Source organism: Synechococcus sp. MIT S9503 (genome assembly GCF_047304175.1).
Taxonomy (GTDB): Bacteria; Cyanobacteriota; Cyanobacteriia; order PCC-6307; family Cyanobiaceae; genus Synechococcus_C.
Genome location: NZ_CP138955.1, coordinates 2,377,329 through 2,399,569 on the forward strand (window position 1 = coordinate 2,377,329; position 22,241 = coordinate 2,399,569).

The 22,241-nt window shown below is 61.4% G+C and carries 23 protein-coding genes and 1 tRNA gene; 12 read left to right on the forward strand and 12 right to left on the reverse strand.

Annotated features, from left to right (window positions below):
* Positions 1–2: 2 nt before the first annotated feature.
* The 3 genes from folK to SIB56_RS12785 all read left to right on the forward strand — a co-directional run bounded on the left by folK (position 3) and on the right by SIB56_RS12785 (position 2,628).
* Entirely contained in the window at positions 3–512 is a 510-nt protein-coding gene (folK, locus tag SIB56_RS12775) for a 2-amino-4-hydroxy-6-hydroxymethyldihydropteridine diphosphokinase (protein ID WP_413324290.1), read from the forward strand.
* A gap of 62 nt (positions 513–574) precedes the next feature.
* The gene (locus SIB56_RS12780; protein ID WP_413324291.1) at positions 575–1,135 is read left to right on the forward strand and encodes an NUDIX hydrolase; all 561 of its coding nucleotides are present in this window, start codon (positions 575–577) and stop codon (positions 1,133–1,135) included.
* A gap of 14 nt (positions 1,136–1,149) precedes the next feature.
* On the forward strand, positions 1,150–2,628 hold the full coding sequence (locus SIB56_RS12785) for an FAD-binding domain-containing protein (protein WP_413324292.1): 1,479 nt from the start codon (positions 1,150–1,152) through the stop codon (positions 2,626–2,628).
* A 2-nt stretch (positions 2,629–2,630) separates the two neighbouring features.
* On the opposite strand, the gene SIB56_RS12790 is transcribed toward SIB56_RS12785, so the two are convergent.
* Entirely contained in the window at positions 2,631–3,842 is a 1,212-nt protein-coding gene (locus SIB56_RS12790) for a DegT/DnrJ/EryC1/StrS family aminotransferase (protein WP_413324293.1), read from the reverse strand.
* Positions 3,843–3,852: 10 nt separating this feature from the next.
* Complete coding sequence (locus tag SIB56_RS12795; protein ID WP_413324294.1) at positions 3,853–4,470, reverse strand: thioredoxin family protein; 618 nt, start codon at positions 4,468–4,470, stop codon at positions 3,853–3,855.
* A 108-nt stretch (positions 4,471–4,578) separates the two neighbouring features.
* On the opposite strand from SIB56_RS12795, the gene SIB56_RS12800 reads away from it, so the two are divergent.
* On the forward strand, positions 4,579–5,100 hold the full coding sequence (locus tag SIB56_RS12800; protein ID WP_413324295.1) for a hypothetical protein: 522 nt from the start codon (positions 4,579–4,581) through the stop codon (positions 5,098–5,100).
* On the opposite strand, the gene SIB56_RS12805 is transcribed toward SIB56_RS12800, so the two are convergent.
* Complete coding sequence (locus SIB56_RS12805) at positions 5,058–5,486, reverse strand: hypothetical protein (protein WP_413324296.1); 429 nt, start codon at positions 5,484–5,486, stop codon at positions 5,058–5,060. The two genes, SIB56_RS12800 and SIB56_RS12805, sit on opposite strands and share 43 nt — an antisense overlap.
* A gap of 3 nt (positions 5,487–5,489) precedes the next feature.
* Entirely contained in the window at positions 5,490–6,437 is a 948-nt protein-coding gene (locus tag SIB56_RS12810; RefSeq protein WP_413324297.1) for an FAD-binding domain-containing protein, read from the reverse strand.
* A 119-nt stretch (positions 6,438–6,556) separates the two neighbouring features.
* Between SIB56_RS12810 and fabI the strand changes: the two genes are divergently transcribed.
* The 5 genes from fabI to SIB56_RS12835 all read left to right on the forward strand — a co-directional run bounded on the left by fabI (position 6,557) and on the right by SIB56_RS12835 (position 11,689).
* Complete coding sequence (gene fabI, locus SIB56_RS12815) at positions 6,557–7,339, forward strand: enoyl-ACP reductase FabI (protein ID WP_413324298.1); 783 nt, start codon at positions 6,557–6,559, stop codon at positions 7,337–7,339.
* An 83-nt stretch (positions 7,340–7,422) separates the two neighbouring features.
* A complete protein-coding gene (gene hisB, locus SIB56_RS12820; RefSeq protein WP_413327400.1) occupies positions 7,423–8,028 on the forward strand; it encodes an imidazoleglycerol-phosphate dehydratase HisB in 606 nt (201 codons plus the stop codon).
* Between the two features lie 58 nt (positions 8,029–8,086).
* On the forward strand, positions 8,087–9,574 hold the full coding sequence (locus SIB56_RS12825; RefSeq protein ID WP_413324299.1) for a carotenoid oxygenase family protein: 1,488 nt from the start codon (positions 8,087–8,089) through the stop codon (positions 9,572–9,574).
* 111 nt (positions 9,575–9,685) lie between these two features.
* Entirely contained in the window at positions 9,686–10,396 is a 711-nt protein-coding gene (locus SIB56_RS12830) for an SIMPL domain-containing protein (RefSeq protein WP_413324300.1), read from the forward strand.
* A 39-nt stretch (positions 10,397–10,435) separates the two neighbouring features.
* Complete coding sequence (locus SIB56_RS12835) at positions 10,436–11,689, forward strand: MFS transporter (protein WP_413324301.1); 1,254 nt, start codon at positions 10,436–10,438, stop codon at positions 11,687–11,689.
* Here SIB56_RS12835 and SIB56_RS12840 read toward each other — a convergent pair.
* The 6 genes from SIB56_RS12840 to SIB56_RS12865 form a co-directional block, all read right to left on the reverse strand.
* Positions 11,604–13,106 (reverse strand): BCCT family transporter, encoded by a 1,503-nt coding sequence (locus SIB56_RS12840; RefSeq protein WP_413327402.1) that lies wholly within the window; start codon positions 13,104–13,106, stop codon positions 11,604–11,606. The two genes, SIB56_RS12835 and SIB56_RS12840, sit on opposite strands and share 86 nt — an antisense overlap.
* Before the next feature lie 96 nt (positions 13,107–13,202).
* Positions 13,203–14,390 carry an FAD-dependent oxidoreductase gene (locus tag SIB56_RS12845; RefSeq protein ID WP_413324302.1) on the reverse strand — a complete coding sequence of 396 codons (1,188 nt, stop codon included), beginning with the start codon at positions 14,388–14,390 and terminating at the stop codon, positions 13,203–13,205.
* Complete coding sequence (locus tag SIB56_RS12850; protein WP_413324303.1) at positions 14,387–15,442, reverse strand: Glu/Leu/Phe/Val dehydrogenase dimerization domain-containing protein; 1,056 nt, start codon at positions 15,440–15,442, stop codon at positions 14,387–14,389. The genes SIB56_RS12845 and SIB56_RS12850 overlap by 4 nt, the downstream gene beginning before the upstream one ends.
* Positions 15,442–16,479, reverse strand: coding sequence for an SAM-dependent methyltransferase (locus tag SIB56_RS12855; RefSeq protein WP_413324304.1), 1,038 nt, complete (start codon positions 16,477–16,479; stop codon positions 15,442–15,444). Before SIB56_RS12855 ends, SIB56_RS12850 begins: the two co-directional genes overlap by 1 nt.
* 75 nt (positions 16,480–16,554) lie before the next feature.
* Positions 16,555–17,142, reverse strand: coding sequence for an RdgB/HAM1 family non-canonical purine NTP pyrophosphatase (rdgB, locus tag SIB56_RS12860; RefSeq protein ID WP_413324305.1), 588 nt, complete (start codon positions 17,140–17,142; stop codon positions 16,555–16,557).
* Between the two features lie 2 nt (positions 17,143–17,144).
* Positions 17,145–18,608, reverse strand: coding sequence for a phosphoglucomutase/phosphomannomutase family protein (locus SIB56_RS12865; RefSeq protein ID WP_413324306.1), 1,464 nt, complete (start codon positions 18,606–18,608; stop codon positions 17,145–17,147).
* 53 nt (positions 18,609–18,661) lie between these two features.
* Between SIB56_RS12865 and SIB56_RS12870 the strand changes: the two genes are divergently transcribed.
* Positions 18,662–20,227 carry a TM0106 family RecB-like putative nuclease gene (locus tag SIB56_RS12870; RefSeq protein WP_413324307.1) on the forward strand — a complete coding sequence of 522 codons (1,566 nt, stop codon included), beginning with the start codon at positions 18,662–18,664 and terminating at the stop codon, positions 20,225–20,227.
* On the opposite strand, the gene SIB56_RS12875 is transcribed toward SIB56_RS12870, so the two are convergent.
* Together SIB56_RS12875 and pyrE are read right to left on the reverse strand one after the other, a co-directional pair.
* Entirely contained in the window at positions 20,128–20,985 is an 858-nt protein-coding gene (locus tag SIB56_RS12875; RefSeq protein ID WP_413324308.1) for a YgfZ/GcvT domain-containing protein, read from the reverse strand. The two genes, SIB56_RS12870 and SIB56_RS12875, sit on opposite strands and share 100 nt — an antisense overlap.
* A complete protein-coding gene (gene pyrE, locus SIB56_RS12880; protein ID WP_413327404.1) occupies positions 20,982–21,563 on the reverse strand; it encodes an orotate phosphoribosyltransferase in 582 nt (193 codons plus the stop codon). The genes SIB56_RS12875 and pyrE overlap by 4 nt, the downstream gene beginning before the upstream one ends.
* Positions 21,564–21,687: 124 nt before the next feature.
* On the opposite strand from pyrE, the gene SIB56_RS12885 reads away from it, so the two are divergent.
* Positions 21,688–22,146 carry an occludin/ELL family protein gene (locus SIB56_RS12885; protein WP_413324309.1) on the forward strand — a complete coding sequence of 153 codons (459 nt, stop codon included), beginning with the start codon at positions 21,688–21,690 and terminating at the stop codon, positions 22,144–22,146.
* Between the two features lie 13 nt (positions 22,147–22,159).
* Positions 22,160–22,232, forward strand: a tRNA-Ile gene (locus SIB56_RS12890).
* Positions 22,233–22,241 lie beyond the last annotated feature (9 nt).

Below are 22,241 nucleotides of genomic sequence, written 5' to 3' on the forward strand. Positions count from 1 at the left end.
GCGTGAGCCCCACTCTCGCTGATCAGGCTCATCCTGTTGCAATCGCCCTTGGGGCGAACCTGCCGAGCGCTGCGGGTCTTCCTCCCCAGACTCTGATCGCGGTGCGTCCCCTGCTGGAGCAGCTTCTGAGCGACTGGGCCCAGGCTTCCCAGCGAGAGATTCGCTGTTCGTGGTCACCGCTTATTGAGACAGCCCCTGTCGGTGGGCCTCCCGGCCAGCCCGATTACTGCAATGCCGTGGTGTTGTGCGACGGAGTGCAGCGGCAGGCGACGCAGGCTGCCGCGTTTCAGTTGCTTAAGGAGTTGCATCAGCTTGAGCGGCGTTTTGGGCGTGATCGCGATCTTGAGCCGCAATGGGGTCCGCGCACCCTGGATCTGGATCTTCTCTTCTGGGGGGAATGGCGACTGGATCATCCGCGCCTGGTGCTGCCCCACCCTCGCCTGCATCTGCGCCAGTTTGTACTTGAGCCTCTGCTGGCGGCCATGCAGCGCTCAGCGGACTGGCGTTCCTGAGTCAGTTGCCCACAGACCCTGCCGCTCAACCGCCATGCTGGTTTTCTCTTCACAGAGAACCCATGGCCCAGCTTCCGGCTCCGGAGCCCTACGAGTTACTGGAAACCATCGAAGCTCTGGATGCCCGCAAGGTCCGTTTCGAACGCAATCGCATCCGCTTGCCGATGGGCGTGGAGGGCACCTTCGGGATCATCCGCCATCCCGGTGCATCCCTCGCGGTCCCGATCACTGACGATGGCCAGGTGGTGGTGCTGCGTCAGTACCGATTCGCCGTTCAGGCCAGGTTGCTGGAGTTCCCCGCCGGCACGCTTGAGGAGGGAGAGGATCCTCTGGAGTCGATGAAGCGGGAGCTGGGAGAGGAGGCGGGCTACAGCGCCGACCGCTGGGATGCTCTCGGCCCGATGTTGCCCTGCCCCGGGTATTCCGATGAGGTGATCCATTGCTTCCTTGCCAGGAAGCTCACGCCCTTGGAAAACCCTCCAGCCGGAGACGACGATGAGGATCTGGAGGTCGTGCACATGAGCCCCACGCAGCTTGATGCCTGCCTGGCCTCTGGTGAGGAGTTGCTCGATGGCAAGAGTGTCACGGCCTGGTATCGGGCCAAGCAGTTGCTCGGTTTGTGAATTCGCGATCAAGGATGACTACCCCTCGCTTGCTGTTCTGGCATCGCCGTGATCTGCGCCTGACTGACAACAGCGGTTTGCACGCCGCAGTTGCACTGGGCACCTCAGTGACAGGTGTCTATGTTCTCGATCCAGCTCTGATCGCCCCTCCAGCCCATCTGCCGCCGATGGCACCGGCCAGGTTGTGGTTTCTGGTGGAGAGCCTGGTTGAACTGCAGCAGCGCTGGCGTCAGGCCGGCAGTCGCCTGCTGGTGCTGGCCGGTGATCCGGTTGTGCTGCTGCCGCAGCTCGCGGCTCTTCTCGACGCCCCCACCGTGGTCTGGAGTCGCGATGTGGAGCCCTATGCCCGAGAGCGTGACCGTCAGGTGGCCAGGGCATTGCAGGCCGATGGGCGCAAGCTGCTGGTCGACTGGGATCAGTTGCTGGTTGCGCCGGAGTCACTCAGAACCGGTGGCGGCGATCCTTACAGGGTGTATGGGCCTTTCCTGCGCAACTGGCGCGGACAGGTTGAACGGCTAGCTCCAAGCACCACGAAAGCGCCGCAGGGTCTTCAGGATCTGACCGAGCAGCAGCTTCAGCAGATCAGCTCTCGTGAAGGAGATCTCGGTCGGCTCTGTTCCGAGGGTCAGGCTGAGCTTGAGCGTCTCTGCAGCAGCCATGGATTCACCGGCATTGAGTGTTGTCCATGCCGCCCCGGTGAAGCGGCGGCTGCCTATCAGCTCGACATATTTGCTGAAGGCCCCCTGCTCGGCTATGAGCCTGATCGCAATTTCCCTGGTCAGCAGGGGACCTCATCGTTGAGTGCGGCTCTGAGTGTCGGCACGCTCAGCCCCAGACAGGCCTGGTGTGCTGCTCAGAGCGCCAAGCAGATCGCGCGCAGCGACGAACAGCGGCATGCGATCACCGTGTGGGAGCAGGAACTGGGCTGGCGCGAGTTCTATCAGCAGGCGTTGTTCCATTTCCCTGAACTCGCCGATGGTCCCTATCGCGAGCAGTGGCGACGGTTCCCCTGGGAGAACAACGAAGAGTGGTTTGCTCTCTGGAGGGATGGCTTAACGGGAATGCCGATGATTGATGCGGCGATGCGTCAGCTCAATCAGAGCGGTTGGATGCATAACCGCTGTCGCATGATCGTTGCCTCCTTTTTGGTCAAGGACCTGATCTGCGACTGGCGCTGGGGCGAGCGGGCGTTCATGGAGCTGGAGGTTGATGGTGACCTCGCAGCCAACAATGGCGGCTGGCAGTGGAGTGCCAGCAGTGGCATGGACCCCAAGCCACTGCGGATCTTCAATCCGGCCACGCAGGCATCAAAGTTCGATGCCGAGGGCGACTACATCCGTCACTGGTTGCCGGAGCTGCGGCATGTCAACACCAAGGATCTGCTCAGCGGCGACATCGGCGCTCTCGAGAGGCGTGGATATCCAGAGCTTCTGATCAATCACAAAACACAGCAGGCCCGCTTCAAGGCTCTGTACGCCACGATCCGATCCTGAACTCAGGCAGCAACGCTGCAGGTCTGGGAGTTGAGCGGGGCGTTCTGAATGAGCAGCGAGCGCAGAACGGAGATCACCTGTTCCTGTTGCTCGTTGGTGAGCTCCGGGAAGATCGGCAGGCTGAGCACTTCGCTGCAGAGCTGCTCGGTCACCGGAAGACAGCTAGAGCAATGCTGCTCGGCGTAGGCAGGCTGGCGGTGGATGGGGATCGGGTAATAGATGATCGTGTTCACACCCTGCTCCTGCAGGTTCTGTTTCAGCCAGTCGCGGCAATGACTGCTGGGCAGGCCGAACTCACAGGGTGAATGGGTGGCGCTGGATGATGCGTCGTTCGGGCAGACCGTTACGCGCACGACAAACTGATTCCAGCCATGACCGTGTCCAGCTGATGCATCGGGGAGCAGCAGGCCTGGCAAATCCTCAAGCGCTTCGCGGTAGCGCTGAGCGATGGTTCTGCGGCGTTCAACCCACTGGTTCAGCCTGGGCAGCTTCACGTTGAGAACAGCGGCCTGCAGGGCGTCAAGGCGGCTGTTGTAACCCAGTTCCGTATGCAGGTAGCGACGTGGCATGCCATGCACGGCCAGTTCACGCATGTGCTGAGCAAGGCCGGAATCGTTGCAGGTCACCGCTCCAGCATCGCCGGCTCCGCCGAGATTTTTGGTGGGGAAAAAGCTGAAACAGCCGATATCGCCCCAGCTGCCGACCGGACGGCCGTTCCAGCTGGCACCGGTGGCCTGTGCGCAATCTTCAACAACGCGGAGCTTGTGCCGTGCGGCGATCGCCATCAGCCGTGTCATATCGACAGGACGTCCGAACAGATGAACCGGCATCACGGCTTTGCTCGCCGATGTGATCGCGGCTTCGATCCGTTCAAGATCGATCAGGTAGGTCAGTGGATCCACATCCACAAACACAGGTTTTGCACCCACCGCACTGATCGCTTCTGCTGTGGCAAAGAAACTGAAGGAGGCGGTGATCACTTCATCGCCAGCCCCGATGCCGAGGGCTCTCAAGGCGAGGATCAGGGCATCCGTCCCGCTGTTGCAGCCAACGGCGTGTGTGCTGCCGACAGTGGCCGCGAAAGCGGTTTCAAATGATTTGATTTCGCTTCCACCGATGTATTGGCCGCTGCGCAGCACACGCAGAACGGCTTCATCGAGTTCCGGCCCCAGGTCGGCGAGCTGCTGACTGAGACTGAATGGAGGCACCTGCATGGATGGCACCTTAAGCCGGTGCCCCGAACCATGGTGGCTCCTGTCCGGGATGCCACTTGATATTGCAGCCCACGGAGGGCTGCTGCTCCGCGCTCACGGGCTGTCCGTTCAGGACCCCATCCAGTGCCATGCGCAGATCCCGGCCATTCAGCGGCATATCGTTTCCCGGGCGGCTGCTGTCGAGCTGGCCGCGATAACGCAGGGTCTGATGCCCTGAGCCGTCGGGGCTGAACAGATAGAACTCCGGTGTGCAGGCTCCCTTCAGTGCCTTGGCCAGGTTCTGCTGCTCATCCAGCAGATAGGGGAAAGTCCACTGCCGTTGCTCTGCCTGATGGCGCAAACCATCGGGACCATCCTGCGGGTGTGTGGTGAGGCTGTTGCTGGAAACGGCCAGCAGGGTCACAGCAGAGCTGTAGTCATCAGCGAGCCTGCTGAGCTCGGGTTCCACATGCTTCACAAAGGGGCAGTGAGCGCAGATCAGCATCACGAGCAGTGGTTGTGCCGGCAGCTCGTTGCTGTTGAGCACTTCGGCCGCCGCGGTTTGACTCAGACCTCCGCTCACCACGGGCAAGCGGAAGGCAGGCAGCGCTGATCCAAGAGCCAGCATCGTTGAGGGGGTGAGGGCCATGGCGGACGAGCAACAAATGGTGCAGCGCTCTTCATCCTGATTCAGACTTCTGCTCTGCGGTGCAGTGAACGCATGCTCAGGCGTGCCATGGCAGGTCGGATTTCAGGCATGACACTGCTTCTGCTGCTGACGGCCTGTACAGCCCCTCAACGACCGAGTTGGCGTGTGTTTCCGCTGCAGCGGCGGATGCCCCATGACGGTCTGGCCGTTGTCAGCCAGCCCGACGGCTTCGGTCTTCACGTCTTTCTCGAAACCAACACCGACGATCCAGACGTGTGCACGCCTCGCTGGTTTCCCGATGCTGCGCGCCTGTTCAATGGCAACGGATCAGCTCCCTTCAGTGCCGGGTTGGCACCGCGTGAGGAATTCTTTGCGGTCGTTCGTCGCAGCGATGTGCGCCGCGCTCTTCAGTCTGAATTGAAGTCTCTCTGCCAGCAAAGGGCTCCCATGGCCCGATGGCAGTGGATTGCCCCGCCAACCGATGCTGCGCAGGTGATGCCCGTGCAGCTACCGGCGTACGAGCAGAAAGATCTGCTCACGGCTCCTGCTGAAGAGAAAAAGCGTGAGCAGGAGCTGCTGGGTGAGGATCAGAAGCCTTCCCAGACCACCGGTTCAGCATCCCGCCAGTAGCGACTGAAGCGTCCTAGCCGAGGGGGGCGCGGCATGGTCACAAATGGCTCGGGTTCAAGCAGTTCCAGCCGGCAGTGCTGCTCGATGGAGGCTGCGATCCGTTCCAGGCGGGGATCCACAGGCAGGCTGCTCACAACGCCATCGGCGTTGTGGCGCTCGGCGAAGCGGAGCACTTCGGTGGCCACATCGCCCTTGCGCAGCGTGATCGGCAGATCGAGAGCACTTTCATAGAGAAACCCCAGGCGTTTGCGGCTGATGCGAGCTTCCTTGATCCATCGGGCGTCAAACACAAAGATGCCTGGACTGTCCGGTCGCTCAAGCAGAGCCGGATTGCGTGGCCCGAGTGCCTCTTCATGGACCCAGAGAACTGGTCGTTGCATCGTCATGCCCTATCTCTGCGGACGTGCCATGGCCGCATTGCCCCTGCCGCTTCGTTTCGGGCTCTGCCGCCGATCACCGTGATCGCGGTGGTTGCGGTTTCGCCCGGTGGGGACATCTCGAATGCTGGCCTGGCTCGCGAACAGCTGATTTTCAAGCTGTTCGTAGCTGGCGTCGAAAGGACAGCGCTCCGTGCTCTCACAGTTCCTGCAGAACTGTCCATCGCTGAACCGCTCCAGATTGCCTTTGTTGAAGAAGTAGGGCTTGTGGCTGAAGCTGCTGGCCACCCATTGCCAGCTCAGGTGGTTACTGGAGGGATCACCATCGAGCAGGTGTTCCAGAAACCAGTCAGCTCCCGCTTTCCAGTGCACCTTCCGCCAATGCACCAGATACGCGGCCATCCACATCCGGGCGTGGTTGTGCAGCCAGCCGCTGCTGGTGAGCTGATTGCGGAATCCGTCCATGCAGGCCAGACCTGTTCTGCCTGCGCGGATGTCCTCGGGCAGTTCGCGGGCGTAGGAGGCGGGGTCATGCCCGGTCTTCATATCCTCCTGGCTGTTATTGATGCCATCGCCCAGATCCAGCCACATTCGCTGCCAGAAGTCCCGCCAGCCCAGCTCGTTGATCAGCTTGCTGCCTTCATCTCGGCTGCGGATGCGCTCAAACACGGCATCACGCACTTCGGCGAGGGTGATCACGCCATGGCGGATATAGGGAGACAGTCCGGTGACAGCGCCTTTCAAATGGTTGCGGCTTTTGGTGTAACGCCGTGGGTCGATGCGCCTCAGCTTTTCGTCTGCGGCGTGTCGGCCTCCGCGCAGCGGGCTAAGCGTTCCGCTGGCTTCAGGGAATTCTTCGGCCAGCAGATGGTCTAGGGCGCGACGGTCTGACAGATCCCTGGGAAGATCCCCCGGCTGGTCTGGCCAGGAAAGAGCAGCGGAGCTGAAACGCGAGGGCACCTGATGACGGGACTGTGGCTTGTCATCCTGTCGATCCAGCGGCTCAAACGCGACCGCTCCAAGGAGTTCGGGTCGGGGATGGTGGAGAATCCCCCAACAGTTCAGCGAACACCGGTCTGATGCTTCTCGATCTCAGTGGTAAGAGGATCCTTGTTACCGGCATTGCCAACAATCGATCAATTGCCTGGGGCATTGCCCAGCAGCTCAAAGCTGCTGGAGCTGAGCTCGGCATCACCTATCTCCCCGACGACAAGGGGCGCTTCGAGACCAAGGTGCGTGAGCTCACCGCACCCCTTGAACCCTCGTTGTTCCTGCCGCTGAATGTTCAGGATTCCGTGCAGATGGAATCGGTATTTGCAGAGATCAAGCAGAAGTGGGGTGTGCTCGATGGACTGGTGCATTGTCTTGCCTTCGCAGGTAAGGAAGAGCTGATTGGTGATTACAGCGCCACCAGCTCAGAGGGTTTTGCGCGTGCACTGGAGATCAGCGCCTATTCACTCGCACCTCTCTGCAGACACGCCAAGCCATTGTTCAGCGAGAAAGCTGGTGTGGTCACGCTGACCTATCTCGGCGCTGAGAGGGCTATTCCCAACTACAACGTGATGGGTGTGGCCAAGGCGGCTCTTGAGGCGTCCGTTCGCTACCTCTCCGCGGAACTCGGTCCCGACAAGCAGGTTCGCGTGAATGCCATCAGTGCAGGCCCGATCCGCACGCTGGCCAGTTCCGCCATCGGCGGCATCCTCGACATGATCCATAACGTTGAGGAGAAAGCGCCGCTGCGCCGTACCGTCACACAGACGGAAGTGGGCAACACCGCGGCATTCCTGCTAAGCGATCTCTCCAGTGGAATTTCCGGCCAGACCATCTACGTGGATGCCGGCTATTGCATTAACGGCATGTGATTTCAGGGTGAAAGCCCTTGGTCACAGCCAACTGTTTCGGCATGATCGGAACAGCGACGTTGCCACCTCCGGAGCTGAACAGCATGCGTACGGGTGAGATCCATCGAGTCACCGGTGAAACCGATGTGAAGGTCTGCCTGGATCTGGACGGCAACGGGTCCTGCCAGGTGAGCACAGGAGTGCCCTTTCTCGATCACATGCTTCATCAGATCAGCAGCCATGGCCTGATCGATCTGGAGATCAATGCGGTGGGAGACACACACATTGATGACCATCACTCCAATGAGGATGTGGGCATCGCGGTTGGTCAGGCCCTGGCTCAGGCACTCGGCGACCGCAGGGGGATCGTGCGCTTCGGCCACTTCGTCGCGCCTCTGGATGAAGCGCTGGTGCAGGTGGTGCTGGACTGCTCCGGTCGTCCTCACCTCACCTACAGCCTCAGCATTCCCAACGAGAAGATCGGCCGCTACGACACTGAGCTGGTGAAGGAGTTTTTCGTGGCTGTGGTCAACAACAGCGGGATGACCCTGCACATCCGCCAGCTCGATGGAACCAATTCCCATCACATCGTCGAAGCCTGTTTCAAGGCCTTTGCACGGGCCCTGAGGATGGCGACGGAGATTGATCCGCGTCGGGCTGGTGCCGTCCCCAGCAGCAAGGGTGTGCTTGAACAGGCGGGCGCGAATTGATCATGCCCGCGCTTCACAGTCCGTTACGAGAGGATGGGTGTCGTTGCAATCGTCGTCCGTGACCGTCGCTCCCGCCGCTGAACGCTTCAACCGGTCGAAATGGGCCAGTGCCTTCCGCAATGTGGAGCAGGAGCTCACCGATGTTGCGCTGCAGCCTTCAAGGGGAAGCGTGCCGCCTGAGCTGCTGGGAACGCTTTACCGCAACGGCCCGGGTGTGCTGGAACGCGGTGGTCAGCGTGTGCATCATCCGTTCGATGGTGACGGCATGATCACGGCCATTCAGTTCAACGCTGAAGGTGTTTCGCTCACCAATCGTTTTGTTCGCACCGCGGGCTGGAAGGCTGAGGAGGCCGCCGGCAAGGTGCTGTATCGAGGCGTTTTCGGCAGTCAGAAGCCGGGCGGCCCGATGGCCAATGCATTCGACCTGCGTCTGAAAAACATCGCCAATACCGGCGTTGTTCAGCTTGGTGACCAGTTGCTGGCGCTCTGGGAAGCGGCTGAGCCTCATGCTCTCGATCCTCAAACACTCGAGACCCACGGCATCAGCCTGCTGGGTGGTGTACTTAAGAAAGGTGAGGCTTTCAGTGCCCACCCCCGCTTTGATCCCGGCCACCACGATCGCCCGCGCATGGTCACCTTCGGGGTCAGCACGGGTCCGCGCAGCACCATCCGCCTGATGGAATTCGCCACGGACGATGACTCTCAGGCAGGAATCAAGGCGGGAGATCTGCTCGACGATCGTCGCGACAGCTTCAACGGTTTCGCCTTTCTGCATGATTTCGCCATCACGCCCAACTGGGCGGTGTTTCTCCAGAACGCGATCGATTTCAATCCACTGCCTTTCGTGCTCGGCCGCAAAGGTGCAGCGCAGTGTCTGCAGTCCAAACCGGATGGCCAGGCCAAGTTCTGGCTGATTCCACGCGACAGCGGTGCGTTTGCCGGGCAGCCCCCGCGCATCGTGGGTGCGCCTGATGGTTTTGTGTTCCACCACCTCAATGCCTGGGAACAGGACGGAGATGTGGTGGTGGAGAGCATCTACTACAGAGATTTCCCCTCCATCGGCCCTGATGTTGATTTCGCAGCGGTTGACTTTGATCTGATCCCTGAAGGTCTTCTCGAGCAGTGCCGAATCAATCTCGAGACCGGCGCGGTTGAGACCACGCGCCTGAGTGAACGCTGCTGCGAGTTCGCGATGGTGAACCCCGGCAAGGAAGGTCTGCCCTGTCGTTATGCCTGGATGGCGGCAGCAGCACGTGAGCAGGGCAATGATCCGCTTCAGGTGGTGAAAAAGCTGGATCTTGTCAGCGGTGAGCGCCATCTCTGGAGTGCTGTGCCTCACGGTTTTGTGAGTGAGCCGCTGATGGTTCCTCGGCCAGGATCCAGCGAGGAAGATGATGGCTGGGTGATCGAATTGCTGTGGAACGGGGATCGGGAAGGTTCCGATCTGGTGATTCTTGATGCTGCTGATCTGCGTGAACTGGCGGTGTTCGAGCTGCCGTTGGCGATCCCCCACGGCCTCCATGGCAGCTGGGTTGATGCCAGCTGAGTCAGTCTGATTCGGTGTTGACTTCGTTGGCATCAGACATGCTTCTGCAACCTTTTCAGGCGATGCCTGACGTAGATAGCCAAGAGTGTTTCTGCGCCTGTTTCGTTGGATATGGCATCAGATCTGAATCGACATTTGAACAAGCTGGCTATCGCACTGTTGGTGCTGCCGACTGTTTCGTTGTTTCCGCTCGCGGCCCTGGCGGAAATTCGAGGCCCTGAATGTCGTGGCATCCTTTTACAGCTGAATCTGCGCGAAAGCGGTGAAAGCCCAACGGAGAGCTTCCGCTTCAACCTGCGCCTCGAAGCGGAAGCTCCGACCAGTGCGGCAGCTCTCGATCAACTGGGTGATCGTCAGGACAGGCTGCGTCAACAATTGGAACCGCTAGTGCAGGGACGGCTTGTGATTCCGGCTCCAAACACTTACGAAATGGCTGGTTCCAAGTCACCCAGTGGGTTTCGGGCCGTCACGACCATCACAGGAACTGTTGGTCGCGGCAACTACGACACCCTCATTCAGCGTGCTGGCCGTTTGCCGGGTGTGCGGCTCCAGGGCATGACGTCTCTGCCATCGTCATCAGGGCAGAATCGTCTGCAGGAACAGCTGCTTGAAAGAGCACTCCAGCGCGGACGCAGGCAGGCTGAGCGAACGGCAGCAGCCCTGAAGCTTCGTCGGATTGCTCTGCTTCGCATCGATCAGCGCTCTCATTCCTCGCTGCGCCCTTCTCCGATGGGGGTCAGCGCGGCGCCACGATTCAGACCGGAGGAAGCGCCGCTGCCCACAGGCAGCCTCAGCCTCGCCCTCGATTACTGCCTCAGCTGAAGGATTCCCCCACACTGTCTTTCAGTTGGCGGCTGAGCTTTGGAGGGGAGACGCACCGATCGACTGCTCTGGATCACAAGTCTTCTCTTTGTGGTCTGGCTGGTCTGGGTTGAAACCAGTTTTCAGTATTTCGAGGGTTCCCTGGGTTCGGAGCTGCGGCTTCATTCTGCGGGGGTGGCCCTGGTGGCCGGCAGCTTTTTGTTGCCTTACGGCCTCGTTCAGATTCCCATCGGACGGCTGATTGACCGGGGGAGGGTTGAGCTCTGGCTGCTGCTGGCTGCCCTGGCTGCAGCGTGTTGCAGTCTTGTGTTCGCCAGCAGTGACAGCCTGCAGGGGCTGTTGTTGTCGCGCATCGGCACCGGGATGGCCTGTGCGGTGGTCTTCCCGGCCTCAGCGGTGTTGGCACGACGCAGCCTGCCGGAGAATCGCTTCGCCCTGGCCATGGGATTCACCGATGGCCTGCTGGGAATCGGTGCCGCGTTGGCGGCCATGGTGCCCCTGCTCCTGGGGCGTTCCGGCTGGCGGGACCTGGTGCTGCTCCAGGGGCTCGTACTGTCGCTGATCGTTGCCTTGCCAATGCTTCTGCTTGGTGTCAGACGAAGCTCATCTGCTGTTTCAACGGCTGGGAAGCAGGACACTCATGGGCATCGCTGGACCAGAGCCGGAGTCAATCGCCTGATTCAGTGCTGTCTGCTTTATGCCTGGGGGCTGGGCTTTGTGTTCGGGATGGCGCAGTACGGACTGCTGTCCAGCCTCAGGGGCTGGTCCAATCCGCTGATGGAAGGCCTCACGCTGGTGATGTCGATCGGGTTGGTGGTGGGGATGGTCGGCAGTGGGGCCCTCGGCGGTCGCCCTGAGAATCGTGGGCGGTTGCTGCTGGCAGGCAGTGTGATCACATTGCTGTCGCTGCTTCTGTTGATCACGCCATCACTGCCGCGTGGTGTTCTGATGCTGCCTGCTTTCAGTTTCGGGGTTGGCATCGGCAGCTCAGTGCTGGCGTTCCCGATTGCGGAAGCGGCAGCACCAGCAGGTCAGACGGCGATGACCGTTTCGATCGTCAACACTTCAGGCACGGTGATGGGCGGACTGATGACGATCGTGTCGGGCTTGATTCTTCAGGCCTCTCCGCAGGGAGACCTGTCGCTGGTGCTGCTGATCTACGGAGCGCTCGCCCTGTTTGGTGTTGCGATGGCCAGCTGGATCAGTTTCAGCTCTGAGCCTGCTGGCGCTGCTGCCATTCCTTCCAGGCCAGACGCGGTGCAGTCCAGAGACTCAGCAGCACCAGGGGCGTAACGGGCACTGCTGTGATCACAATGAAGGCCTGCAGGGCGTTGATCGAGGTGTTGTCGCCCAGACTGGTTCCGATGCGCAGCAGCACCAGGGTGAGGCTGCCGATCATCAGGGCCCAGAACAGGCGCAGCAATGCGGGAGGTGTGCGCTGAGCACTCACCACCATGGCCGCGGCGTAACTCATGGAGTCGGCGCTGGTGGCCATGAACAGCACCACCAGCACAAGACCAACGGGAATCAGCAGCCAGGAAAACGGCAGCTGGCCCAGAATCGCCAGCAGTGCTCCCGACTCTCCGCTGGCTGACAGCGGGCCAGTGATGGATCCGGGGTCTGCGAGTTCAAGCTGCATGCCCGTGCCGCCGAGCAATGTGAACCAGATGTTGGTCACGATCGGGCAGAGGATGGCCACCGCCAACACCAGTTCGCGCAATGTGCGGCCGCGGCTGACCCCTGCCGTGAACAGCCCCATCAGCGGTGCGTAGCCGAGGAACCAGCCCCAATAGAACACGGTCCAGCTATTCACCCAGTTGTCTTGGCTGCTGTTGGCGGCAAGCGCCATGCGCGGCAGGTTTGTGAGGTAGAGGCCGAAGGCGCTGATGAAATGCTGAATCAGCCATAGCCCCGGGCCCAGCAGCAGCAGAGCGGCGGCAAGCCCGAGGGTCAGCCAAACGTTGAGCTCCGACAGCCACTTGATCCCCCTCTGGATTCCACTCACTGTGGAGGTCGCAAATACAGCTGTGAGCAGCACAACCACCAGAGACTGCAGTCCGGCGCTGTCGCTGAAACCAGGCAACATCCCTGCGGCATTACTCAGCTGCAGCGACAGGAAACCCAGAGGTCCCACGGTTCCCGCGATGGCCGCCACAACGGAAAGTCCGTCTGCGAGATCCCCCAGGGGGCCATCCACCCAGCGAGCTGGGAGGATTCCCACCAGCAGGGTGCGCGGCCTGAGCGGTTCACCCCGTTGCTCCTGGATTGAGAGGGTGATCGTCACTGTTGTCGCCACCAGTGCCCAGGCCAGAAACCCCCAGTGCAGGAAGCTCACAGCCAGAGAGGGATCGACGGCAGCAGCGCTTGATCCCTTCACGCCCGCGAAGTAGGGAGCAGGATCGCGGAAATGGAACAGCGGTTCGGCCGCAGACCAGAACACACCACCGCCGGCCAGCAGCGTGCAGATCAGCACAGCACACCAGTCGAAGAATTTCAGACTGGGTTTGGCTTCAGCTCCGCCAAGCCGCAGCTTTCCGATCGGACTGATCGCCAGCACGACGGCGATCGCAAACAACAGCAGCACCATCCACTGCCAGACGCCGCCGAGTGAACTGCTGACAATGGCCTTGCCGGAACTGGTGAAGTGTTTGGCCAGTTTCAGGTCAATGGCTGCGACCACAAGAAAAACCAGCAGAGGTCCCGCGCCGATCCACAGGGATCTGCCGCGCCACCAGGGGCTGGTTTCTGTTGCGCCGTTGGGAACGGTTGATTGTTCGAGCAAAGGAGGTGTCTCGTCGAGAGGGCTTCAGGCGTTGACGGCCTCGCGCTGGTGACTCCAGCAGGAGAGATCCACTGCAGGAGCTTCGCCGCTGGCCAGCCGTGCCAGTGAGTCGCCGATCAGAGGAGCAAATTTGAAGGCCTGGCCTGAGCCACCTGCAAACAGACTCAGCTTCGGGCTCAGACGATCCAGCACGAAATTGACGTCACTGGCCATCGAGTAGGGACTGATCACGGTCTCGACGCGTTCCTGAACGCCTTCAAGTTCGTTGAACAGGAAGGTGTCGAGCAGTTCGACCAGTCTCGCCGGCGGCTCGGTGGTCATGGCATTGGGTTCTGCAACCCGCAGCTCTTTGGGTGCCCAGTCGATACCCGCCTTGATGCGAGGTCGGCCATCATCGGTGCGGCTGAGCACAGGGAAGCCGTAGTAAAGGCCTCCGTCGTCGCCACGTTCCCGCTGAAAGCAGAACCACTGCGGATAACGATCCGCCAGATCAGGGTCCACGGTGTAGTGAGCCCAGAGCATGGGCCACACCTCGAGTTTCGGCGCCAGGCCCAGTGGCGCCAGCATCAGCTGGCTCCAGATGCCGCAGGCCACGATCAGCTGTCCTGCCGCGATGTGATGTCCACTCTCCAGGGTGACGCCACCACCGTCTGAATCCAGATTGGCCACAGGACAGTGCTCGACCAGTTGATGTCCGGCGTTGCGAGCCGTGCGGATCCAGTGGGCAACCACCTTGTCGCTGCGCACGGCACCGGCGGTGGGTTCAAACAGCCCCGTGAACTCGTTTTTCGGTTTCAGAGGGAACCGGGCAGTGATCTCTGCAGCGTTGAGAGCTTCATAGGGGATGCCCTGTTCGTCCATTACACGGCGTGCCCCGGGGATCGACCCTTCGATCGTTTCCTCGTCCCAGCTTTCTCCGTAGAAAAGCAGCCCATGGGTTTCGCGCAGCTGCTCCCCGGCGATCGTCTCCTCTTCACGCCAGAGTCTGTTGGCCTCCTGAGCCAGACGACAGAGCACAGGGTCGGAATACATCTCCCGGAACATCCTTGTTTCGCCGTAGCTGCTGGCCTTGGCATTGGCCAGAGTTCTCGCTTCGAGCAACACCACATCGGATACGCCACGACGTGCCAGTGCCGCTGCGCAGCTCAGGCCGGCCATGCCGCCGCCAACAATCACCACCGCGGTACTGGAGGGAAGAGAGGCTGAGCTCATGCTGCATCTCCGAAGCTGAGGCCGATCGGATCTGTTTCCCGCTCGGCGGTCACCTCCACAAGGGCGGCTCCCACGGAGAGGCCCTGATCGCGCTGGTTCAGAAACTCGCTGGCCCGCTGGCGCACCTCACTGCGCACGAAGGCGTAGACATCCTCCGCGCCTGCATCCTTCCAGGCGTCGGGTGAGAAGCGCTCAATCGAGTCAGCGATCACGGCACCGGCATTGACAAGAGGGTCAGGCAGAACCCGGATTCCACGCCGACGCAGGTCATCCGCCAGCTGCGGGCTCTGAAAGGGAGCATTGGCTGCCGGAACAACCGATTTCACCCTCAGAGCCGAGGCGATTTCAGCATTGATCAGGCCGGAGATCGAACAGGGCAGCAGCAGATCCAGCTGCAACTCCCACCAGGGACAGTCCCTGGACAGCGGGGTAGCGCCGGCGAAGCCTGCCCGTTCGGGACTCAGATCCACGGTGAAGACAGTCCAGCCGTGTTGCACCAGCGCCCTGGCCACGGTGCCACCCACCGCACCGCAGCCATGCACCAGCGCTCGACCTGGTTCAGCATCCGCGAGGGTTGATTCGAGCACAGCTTCAACGGCGCCAAGGGTGCCGTGGGCCGTTGCCGCACTGGCATCAACCGGACTTCCCACGGCAGCCAGCACATGGGGAGTGAGCTCCGTCAGGCGCTCCATATCCTCAAGACTGGTGTTGAGATCACATCCAGTGATCATCGCTCCATCCAGGGATTCCAGGAGACCGGCGGTGATGCTGATCAGTTCATCCTTCACCGCTTCAGGCTCGGCGGCCCGAGCCACGATCTTGCCTCCGGCGAAACCGGTCCCGTAAAGATCGTGTTTGTGGGTCATCAGGCCGGCCAGTCGCTGACCATCGGCGATGCAGGCCTCATCACTTGGGTAATTGAGCAGACGCAGGCCTCCGTTTGCAGGGCGGCGAGCATCGGTGTTCTCGGCCACGACGAACACCGACAGATGGTCGGACACGTGTTCTGCAAGCACCGAGACGTCTGGAGCAGTTTGGGTTGTCGTTGTCATCAGGCCACTTTCTCCATCATTTGGTGGTGCTCCACGTAATCCAGGCTCCACTCATCCGGGGCGTCTGCGATGCGCTGTTCCAGGCGACGGTAGACCTCGTCTGCCGCGGCATCTCCGGCAGCGCTGGCAAAACTGTGTCGACTCCAGCTGCGGATGGTCGCCATCAGGCCTGCAGCAAAATCTGCAGTGTCGCCGTTTTCATTCCAGCGACGCCGGTAAGGACATTTGACGTAGACGGTGCGCTCATCCACCAGACGCAGTCCATTGCGGTAGGGCGCTGTGGCCTGATCCTTCAGAGGCGCCATGAACTCATCCGGTGATTTGTAGAAATTGAGCACTGTGCCGTTGCGGTACTGCTCCTGCGAAATCACGCCTTCATCGGCAAGGCTTTTCCAGATCTGGTGCAGCTGGTCATGCACATTGCGGGTTTTTCCGCCGTTGTGTCCGAGATAGTGACCCTCTTCATCGCGGGACAGATTCACGGTCAGCAGCCTGCCGCCGACTTTCAGCTCCTTGCTGCGCAGTTCAAGGATGTAGGTCCAGTCTTTAAGGGCCTGCGCCGTGAAGCGCTTCAGCGCTTCGGCGTCACCGGATGCCAGCACGTGCGTGTGGGTCTCGAGCGGACCGGGTGATGCACTCAGCCAGTGCATGGCGGTGGCCGAAAATCCGAAGCTCACCGTGTTGGGGCCAACGGAGGGCTCATAGAAGCTGCGGGCGCTCACCAGCACTGTGGGTCTGGGAGTGCGGGGAATCTGCAGTGCCAGATTCTCGGCCAGGGCAACGTTGTCGTTGCTGGGCAGATCGTTGCCGATCAGGGTCAGGTGAGCCTGGGGCTGGTTGGTATGCAGCCGATCCAATACCTGGTGCCACAGACCCACAGCTGTGCCGCCATCGGCAGCTCCGTAATCAATCAGAACATGGCTGTCAGCGGCAGCCAGTTGGTCAACACAAGTCAGGGCCCAGTCCGAGGCGGCTTCGATGCAAAGCAGAGCGCCTTCAGTCTGTGCGCTGTAACCGGTGGTCATGGCGATGGCCATCGACCTCGTCAGCGACAGATCACACCGTACAGGACCCTTTTGTAAGGACCGTTACATCCAGCGCATTCGCGCGCCTCACCGCTGAGACAGCAGTTGTCGCAGTTGAGGTTCCAGCATGGTGAAAGCGCGACCGCGATGCCCGTGGGCTTTTTTCTCCAGCAGAGACATTTCCGCAAAGGTTTTTTCAGTGCCATTCACCTCAAAAATCGGGTCATAACCGAAGCCCTGATGTCCTCTCGGTGATCGGGTGATCCTTCCCTTGCAGTGGCCCTCCACCTCGAGCAGCACCGTGCCGTCGGCAGTCGCCACACACAGGGCTGCACAGAAACGGGCGCTGCGATTGTCTTCAACTGCGAGCGCGCGCAGCAGTCGAGCAATCCGTTCCGGATCACTTGGGGCGTAGCGGGCGGAGTGAACCCCTGGAGCTCCATCGAGAGCATCCACGCTCAGTCCCGAGTCATCCGCGAGGGCCCATTCTCCGGTTTCGGCCGCCACGGCAATCGCCTTGATGCGGGCATTGGCGCTGAAGGTGCTGCCGGTTTCTTCAACCTCCAGTCCCTCGGGCTGGGCTTGAACCTTCAGCGGCAGGTCACGCAGCAGACCTTCGAATTCCTTCACCTTGCCGGGGTTGCCGCTGGCGATCACCAGTGTTCGCGTGTCCATGCTCAAGCCGCCTCCGCGAAGCCGCGCGCCCAGGTGAGCACAGCCGCAACCCGATCGCTGTCGGGAGCTTCGCAGTACAAACGCAGCAGCGGTTCAGTGCCGGAAAAACGCAGCATCAACCAGTGACTGGGGCCGAGCCTCAGCTTCACACCGTCCGTTGTGATCACTTCCGCCACGGTCTGGCCTGCGACCTCTGCCGGAGGCTGGGTTGCCAGCAGTTCCTCCAGGCGTCGTCTTGATTCCATGTCCGGCAGACGAAGGTCCAGGCGGTCGTAGTGACTTTCACCACCGCAGCGCTGACGTAGAGCCTGCATGCGCGCTCCGAGCGGCTTGCCGCCCTCGACCAGGGCCTCCAGCACCAGCATGGCGGCGAACAATGCATCGCGTTCGGGCAGATGCATGCCGAAGCCAACCCCTCCCGACTCCTCCCCTCCGATCAGCACCTCGCCCTCCAGCATCTCTGCAGCGATGTACTTGAAACCCACTGGCAGCTCCAGCACCTCTCGGCCGTGGTCTTCAGCCACCAGACGCATCAGGTCGGAGCCACTCACGGTCTTGACCACCGCTCCAGGCAGCTGTCGTGCTCCGGCAAGGTGATCGATCAGCAGAGGCATCAGTTGCTGGGTGCTGCAGAAACAACCCTGTTCATCGACTGCAGCGATCCGATCGCCATCGCCATCGAACACGAGTCCAACGGCTGGCTTTCCCTCGCGTCCGGAGGCTTGAACTGCAGTGATCAGCTCCTGCAGGTGTGGAGCTAGGGGTTCCGGAGGACAGCCGCCGAACAGAGGATCACGTTGACTGCGGATCTCTGAAACGAGGCCCTCGGCATCGGTTCCGAGCAGATCAGAGACACACCCTGCTGCAGAGCCATGCATCGGGTCCACGATCACCCTCAGCCCCATGGCCTTGAGTCCTGCGGTGATGGCTTCGAGATTGAGCTTGCTGCGAAGTCCTTCGAGATGTTCGCGACGTGCGTCAAAGCGTTGCAGCTCGTCAGCAATCGGCACCTTCACGCCCCCCGCAGCCAATCGCCGCTCCACCGCAGCTGTGAACGTGACATCCACCGATCCGCCGAATGGACCCTTGATTTTCAAGCCCAGCCACTCGGGAGGGTTGTGGCTGGCGGTGATCACGAGAGCTCCCAGAGCCCGGTGTTGCACGGCTGTCCAGCTGCACGCCGGCGTTGGCACAGCGGTGCTGGTGAGAAGTGGATCAAGCCCCACTCCCCTGACGGCGGAGGCAATCGCCTCCGCCAGTTCCGGTGCCAGGAAGCGGCGGTCATGGCCGATCACCACGATCTTGCTGTCGAGGTCATTCGGCGCCTGATGCGCAAGCTCTTCTGCCGCCGCCGCCGCCACCGGCAGCAGACGCTCCACGGTGATGTCCACTCCGAGAACACCTCGCCATCCATCGGTGCCGAAACGGATCGGTGCTGCGCTCAGTGGGAGTGGAGCCGACGCCATGGCATGTCTGCAATCCATTTGGATTTAGCAGTTGGCCGCCTTAACCTCGGGCCATGGGTGACACCCCTGCTGCTGACAAGCCCCTGACGGATCGACTGCTGCGCAGCTGGAGCCGTTGCAGGCGCCGGGCATGGCTCGATCGCCATGGCGATCAGAGCGGTCGTGTCTACACCGCCCACCGCACACTTCAACTTGATGATCAGCAGCGCAGTTTCGTTGCACTGCTGCCGCGCAAGCCAGGCCATGGGCTTGCCGCCTGCGAACGTGGCGATGTCGGTGTGGTGGGACTGCGGCTGCGTGGCCGCACCGCGGAAGGTCAGATCCTTGAAGCGCATCCAGCCCTGCTGCAGCGTCAGCCCGGACGCAGTCGCTGGGGTGATTACGTCTATCGCCCCGTGCTGGCCAGGCAGGGACGACGGCTCACCAGAGAACATCGTCTTCAGCTGGCGTTGTCAGCCCGTTTGCTGGCTTCCTACCAGCAGTCTCCCGTGAACGCCGGTCTGGCTGTGGCGGGGGCAGGCCGCCACCTCGAGAAGAACACGGTTGCTCTGGGTGAGAACCTTCAACGCCAGCTCGATGACGCGCTGCGCAAACTGGCCGCTGATCTGGAGCGCAGCGAGCCACCCCCTCTCGCCTCGGACCGGCGCAAATGTTCCTTGTGCAGCTGGCGGGGTGTCTGCAATGCCGAGGCCCGACGCATCGGGCATCTCAGTGAAGTCAGTGGCATCGGTGCCAAGAGACGCGAGATGCTGCTCGAGCTGGGCATTGATGGATTGAACGCCCTGGCCGATGCCGATCCTCAGCGCCTGTCTGAGCAGTTGCAGCGGTTTGGTGAGCAGCACGGCGCTGTGGCGGCGCCGCTCGTGGCGCAGGCTCGTGCTCAGCGGAATGGACACTGCGAAGCGCTCGACGCTTCGCCTGCTCTGCCTGAACTGATCCAGGCACCAGGGGTGCTGCTCTATGACATCGAATCCGACCCTGATGCCCGCGATGATTTTCTGCATGGGTTTCTCTGTCTCCCCCGCGATCGAGACGGCCGCTGGGCTCTCGAACGGGCCACCTACCACCCTCTGCTGATGCTGCAGGAGCACGGGGAGGCTAGCTGTTGGCAACGCATCAAGCGATTCCTGAAGCGTTACGAGAGCTGGCCGATTCTTCACTACGGAGAAACCGAGTCGCTCGCCCTCTGCAAGATGGCCCAGCGTCAGGGCGTCAGTGATGTTGAGAGGCATGCCCTGCAATCGCGGCTGGTGGATGTGCATGCCAGGCTCCGCAGCCACTGGAGGCTTCCCCTCAGCAGTTACGGGTTGAAGGCGGTGGCCAGCTGGCTTGGATTCAGCTGGAGTCAGGCCGGCGTTGATGGTGCCAGGGCGCTGCTCTGGTGGCGGCAGTGGCGGGGCACCGGCCCACGGGACCGCGGGCATGTCCAGGCATTGCGCTGGATCTTCACCTACAACCGCGATGATGGCCTGGCGACCTGGGCCGTGGCTGCCTGGATGCTGTCTGCGGACAATCTCTCTCAATCCCGTGTGGGTGGTTCCCAGAAACAGCTGGGACGCGAGATCGACACTTCCACACCACTGGCCCCCGCAAGCAGTGTTTCGGCATCGAGCGCCTGACGCCTGACGAAGGCAAGACCGAAGCTGCCTCCGGTTACATCGTCCCTGGACGCGCTTGTGATGATTCCGGCTCTTGAGTCGTTCAGGCTCAGCTGATCTCCGCTGGTCAGAGCTGTTCCGTCGTCGGCAGTGCTCCTCCAGCAGCGCAGCTCCTGCTTCACTCCACCGCGGGATGCCAGTTTGGCCACGGTTTCCTGTCCCAGATAACAACCTTTGTTGAGCTCGATCCAATGCATGAGACCCAGTTCAAAGGGGTTGGTGTCTCCAGTCAGTTCCTTGTCTCCCAGGGGCCATCCCTGCCTGTTGCGCCAGCACTCCAGTTCTGAGGAATTGCAGGGTGCAGGGTCCTGCCAGGAGGTCGGCGGATCGGCGTTGTCATCCAGCCAGATCACCTGCTGGAGGTCGGGCATCATTTCTGCCTGAAGGCGTTGCATCCGGCGCTGCTGACGCTGCTCGCCGAGCCGCACCTGGTCTGCGGGAAAGATCACCCGATCAAATCCTTGGGCCACGCTGTCAATGTCCCCGTTCAGCAGCAGAACGTCGGCCCCAGCAGAGTCGAGGCGGATTTCGAGCAGAGCCTGCACCCGGCCCGTGGCATTGAGCCAGCAGGCCTGGATCAGATCGCCGATGGCACGCCCGTCAACTCGGGCACTGGTCTGGCCGTGCAGAAAGCTGCTGCATCCACTGCCCTCCAGACGGATGAGCGGGAATCGCGCATCCCAGATCAGCATGGATTCGGCTTGATTCCCTTTGGTCACTGCTGCAGCTCCCTGGCTCTGGCAGCCACTTCGCTCAGGCGGAACAGGCTGACCAGCTGCAGGCCAGCCTCATCCATGGCGTGCTGACCACCTTCCTCACGATCCACGATGGTGATCACGCGCTGAACTGAGTAACCGGCCTGCCTGAGCTGGTTGACGGCCTGGATGGATGATCCTCCTGTGGTGACCACGTCTTCGAGAACCGTCACCAGGGCTCCGACCTGAGGCAGTGGGCCCTCCAGCCAGGCACCTGTTCCATGGCCCTTGGCCTGTTTGCGCACGATCAGCGCATTGAGATCGCGACCTTTTTGAGCAGCCGCCATGGCCACCCCGCTTACAAGAGGGTCTGCCCCCAGCGTGAGGCCCCCCACGGCCACGGCATCCTTCTCAACCAGAGCCAGCATGGCTGGGCTGAGCAGCGCCAGACCGCTGCCACTGAGAGCCACTGGCTTGCAGTTCACATAGTGCTCGCTGCTGCGTCCTGATGCGAGCGTGAACTGGCCGTGCCGGTACGCCTCCCTCGCTAGCCGCTCGAGCAGAACCTGGCGATCCATGGATGGGTCGGAATTGACGGGCATGGGGGGCTGGTGCTTCGCGGATCCTCTGCCTAGTTTGCGCGCAGTGGTGCCTCTTCCTTTGGACAGGCTGCGATTCAGACTTCTGCTTCTCTTGTTTTCACTGAGCACGGTGCCGGCAGTTGCCATGGCTCGACCTGTGGTCTGCTCCACCACACTGGAGGCCCCATCGACGGCGATCTCTGCAGGCGATAGGCCTCAATCACCGGTGGAGGTGACACGCTGCGGGGCTGTGCAGAGCACGTCAGAGCTGATGCATGAGCGTCTCTACAGCTGGACAGCTCCCTACGAGAGCGGCGTGGATCTTCTGCATCAGATCACAGACATTCTGGGCATCTCCGTTGCCGGTCCCGAGGGGAATCGCTTCATGGGGTTTGGTTTCCCCGATCAGACGATCATCTGGGACGGAGCGGCTGTTGATAACACCTACCGGACGATGCTTGAGGAGCAGAGTGATCCCATCCCGTGGCGCACTGTTGATATCCCCAACGGCTTCAGTGGCAGCATCGCTGAGGACAGCTCAACCCCAGTCCCTGAGGTCAGCCGGGAAGAGGACGTCTTTTCGCCGGTGCGTGCCCTGTGGTAAATCCACGCATATGGGGGGTCTAGCAATCTGGTGAATGCAGCGAACTCATAATTCGCCTAAGGCGGGTTCGATCCCCGCGACCCCCATTGTTCTGG

What these genes read in the sequence shown, in the direction of transcription:
- fabI (WP_413324298.1), top strand. Translation starts at nt 6,557, where the DNA reads ATGCTTCTCGATCTCAGTGGTAAGAGGATCCTTGTTACCGGCATTGCC.
- rdgB (WP_413324305.1), bottom strand. Translation starts at nt 17,142, where the DNA reads ATGGACACGCGAACACTGGTGATCGCCAGCGGCAACCCCGGCAAGGTG.
- SIB56_RS12790 (WP_413324293.1), bottom strand. Translation starts at nt 3,842, where the DNA reads ATGCAGGTGCCTCCATTCAGTCTCAGTCAGCAGCTCGCCGACCTGGGG.
- pyrE (WP_413327404.1), bottom strand. Translation starts at nt 21,563, where the DNA reads ATGCCCGTCAATTCCGACCCATCCATGGATCGCCAGGTTCTGCTCGAG.
- SIB56_RS12865 (WP_413324306.1), bottom strand. Translation starts at nt 18,608, where the DNA reads ATGGCGTCGGCTCCACTCCCACTGAGCGCAGCACCGATCCGTTTCGGC.
- SIB56_RS12830 (WP_413324300.1), top strand. Translation starts at nt 9,686, where the DNA reads ATGGCATCAGATCTGAATCGACATTTGAACAAGCTGGCTATCGCACTG.
- SIB56_RS12850 (WP_413324303.1), bottom strand. Translation starts at nt 15,442, where the DNA reads ATGACAACGACAACCCAAACTGCTCCAGACGTCTCGGTGCTTGCAGAA.
- SIB56_RS12785 (WP_413324292.1), top strand. Translation starts at nt 1,150, where the DNA reads ATGACTACCCCTCGCTTGCTGTTCTGGCATCGCCGTGATCTGCGCCTG.
- SIB56_RS12805 (WP_413324296.1), bottom strand. Translation starts at nt 5,486, where the DNA reads ATGACGATGCAACGACCAGTTCTCTGGGTCCATGAAGAGGCACTCGGG.
- SIB56_RS12800 (WP_413324295.1), top strand. Translation starts at nt 4,579, where the DNA reads ATGACACTGCTTCTGCTGCTGACGGCCTGTACAGCCCCTCAACGACCG.
- SIB56_RS12885 (WP_413324309.1), top strand. Translation starts at nt 21,688, where the DNA reads ATGGCTCGACCTGTGGTCTGCTCCACCACACTGGAGGCCCCATCGACG.
- SIB56_RS12795 (WP_413324294.1), bottom strand. Translation starts at nt 4,470, where the DNA reads ATGGCCCTCACCCCCTCAACGATGCTGGCTCTTGGATCAGCGCTGCCT.
- SIB56_RS12870 (WP_413324307.1), top strand. Translation starts at nt 18,662, where the DNA reads ATGGGTGACACCCCTGCTGCTGACAAGCCCCTGACGGATCGACTGCTG.
- SIB56_RS12780 (WP_413324291.1), top strand. Translation starts at nt 575, where the DNA reads ATGGCCCAGCTTCCGGCTCCGGAGCCCTACGAGTTACTGGAAACCATC.
- hisB (WP_413327400.1), top strand. Translation starts at nt 7,423, where the DNA reads ATGCGTACGGGTGAGATCCATCGAGTCACCGGTGAAACCGATGTGAAG.
- SIB56_RS12855 (WP_413324304.1), bottom strand. Translation starts at nt 16,479, where the DNA reads ATGGCCATCGCCATGACCACCGGTTACAGCGCACAGACTGAAGGCGCT.
- SIB56_RS12845 (WP_413324302.1), bottom strand. Translation starts at nt 14,390, where the DNA reads ATGAGCTCAGCCTCTCTTCCCTCCAGTACCGCGGTGGTGATTGTTGGC.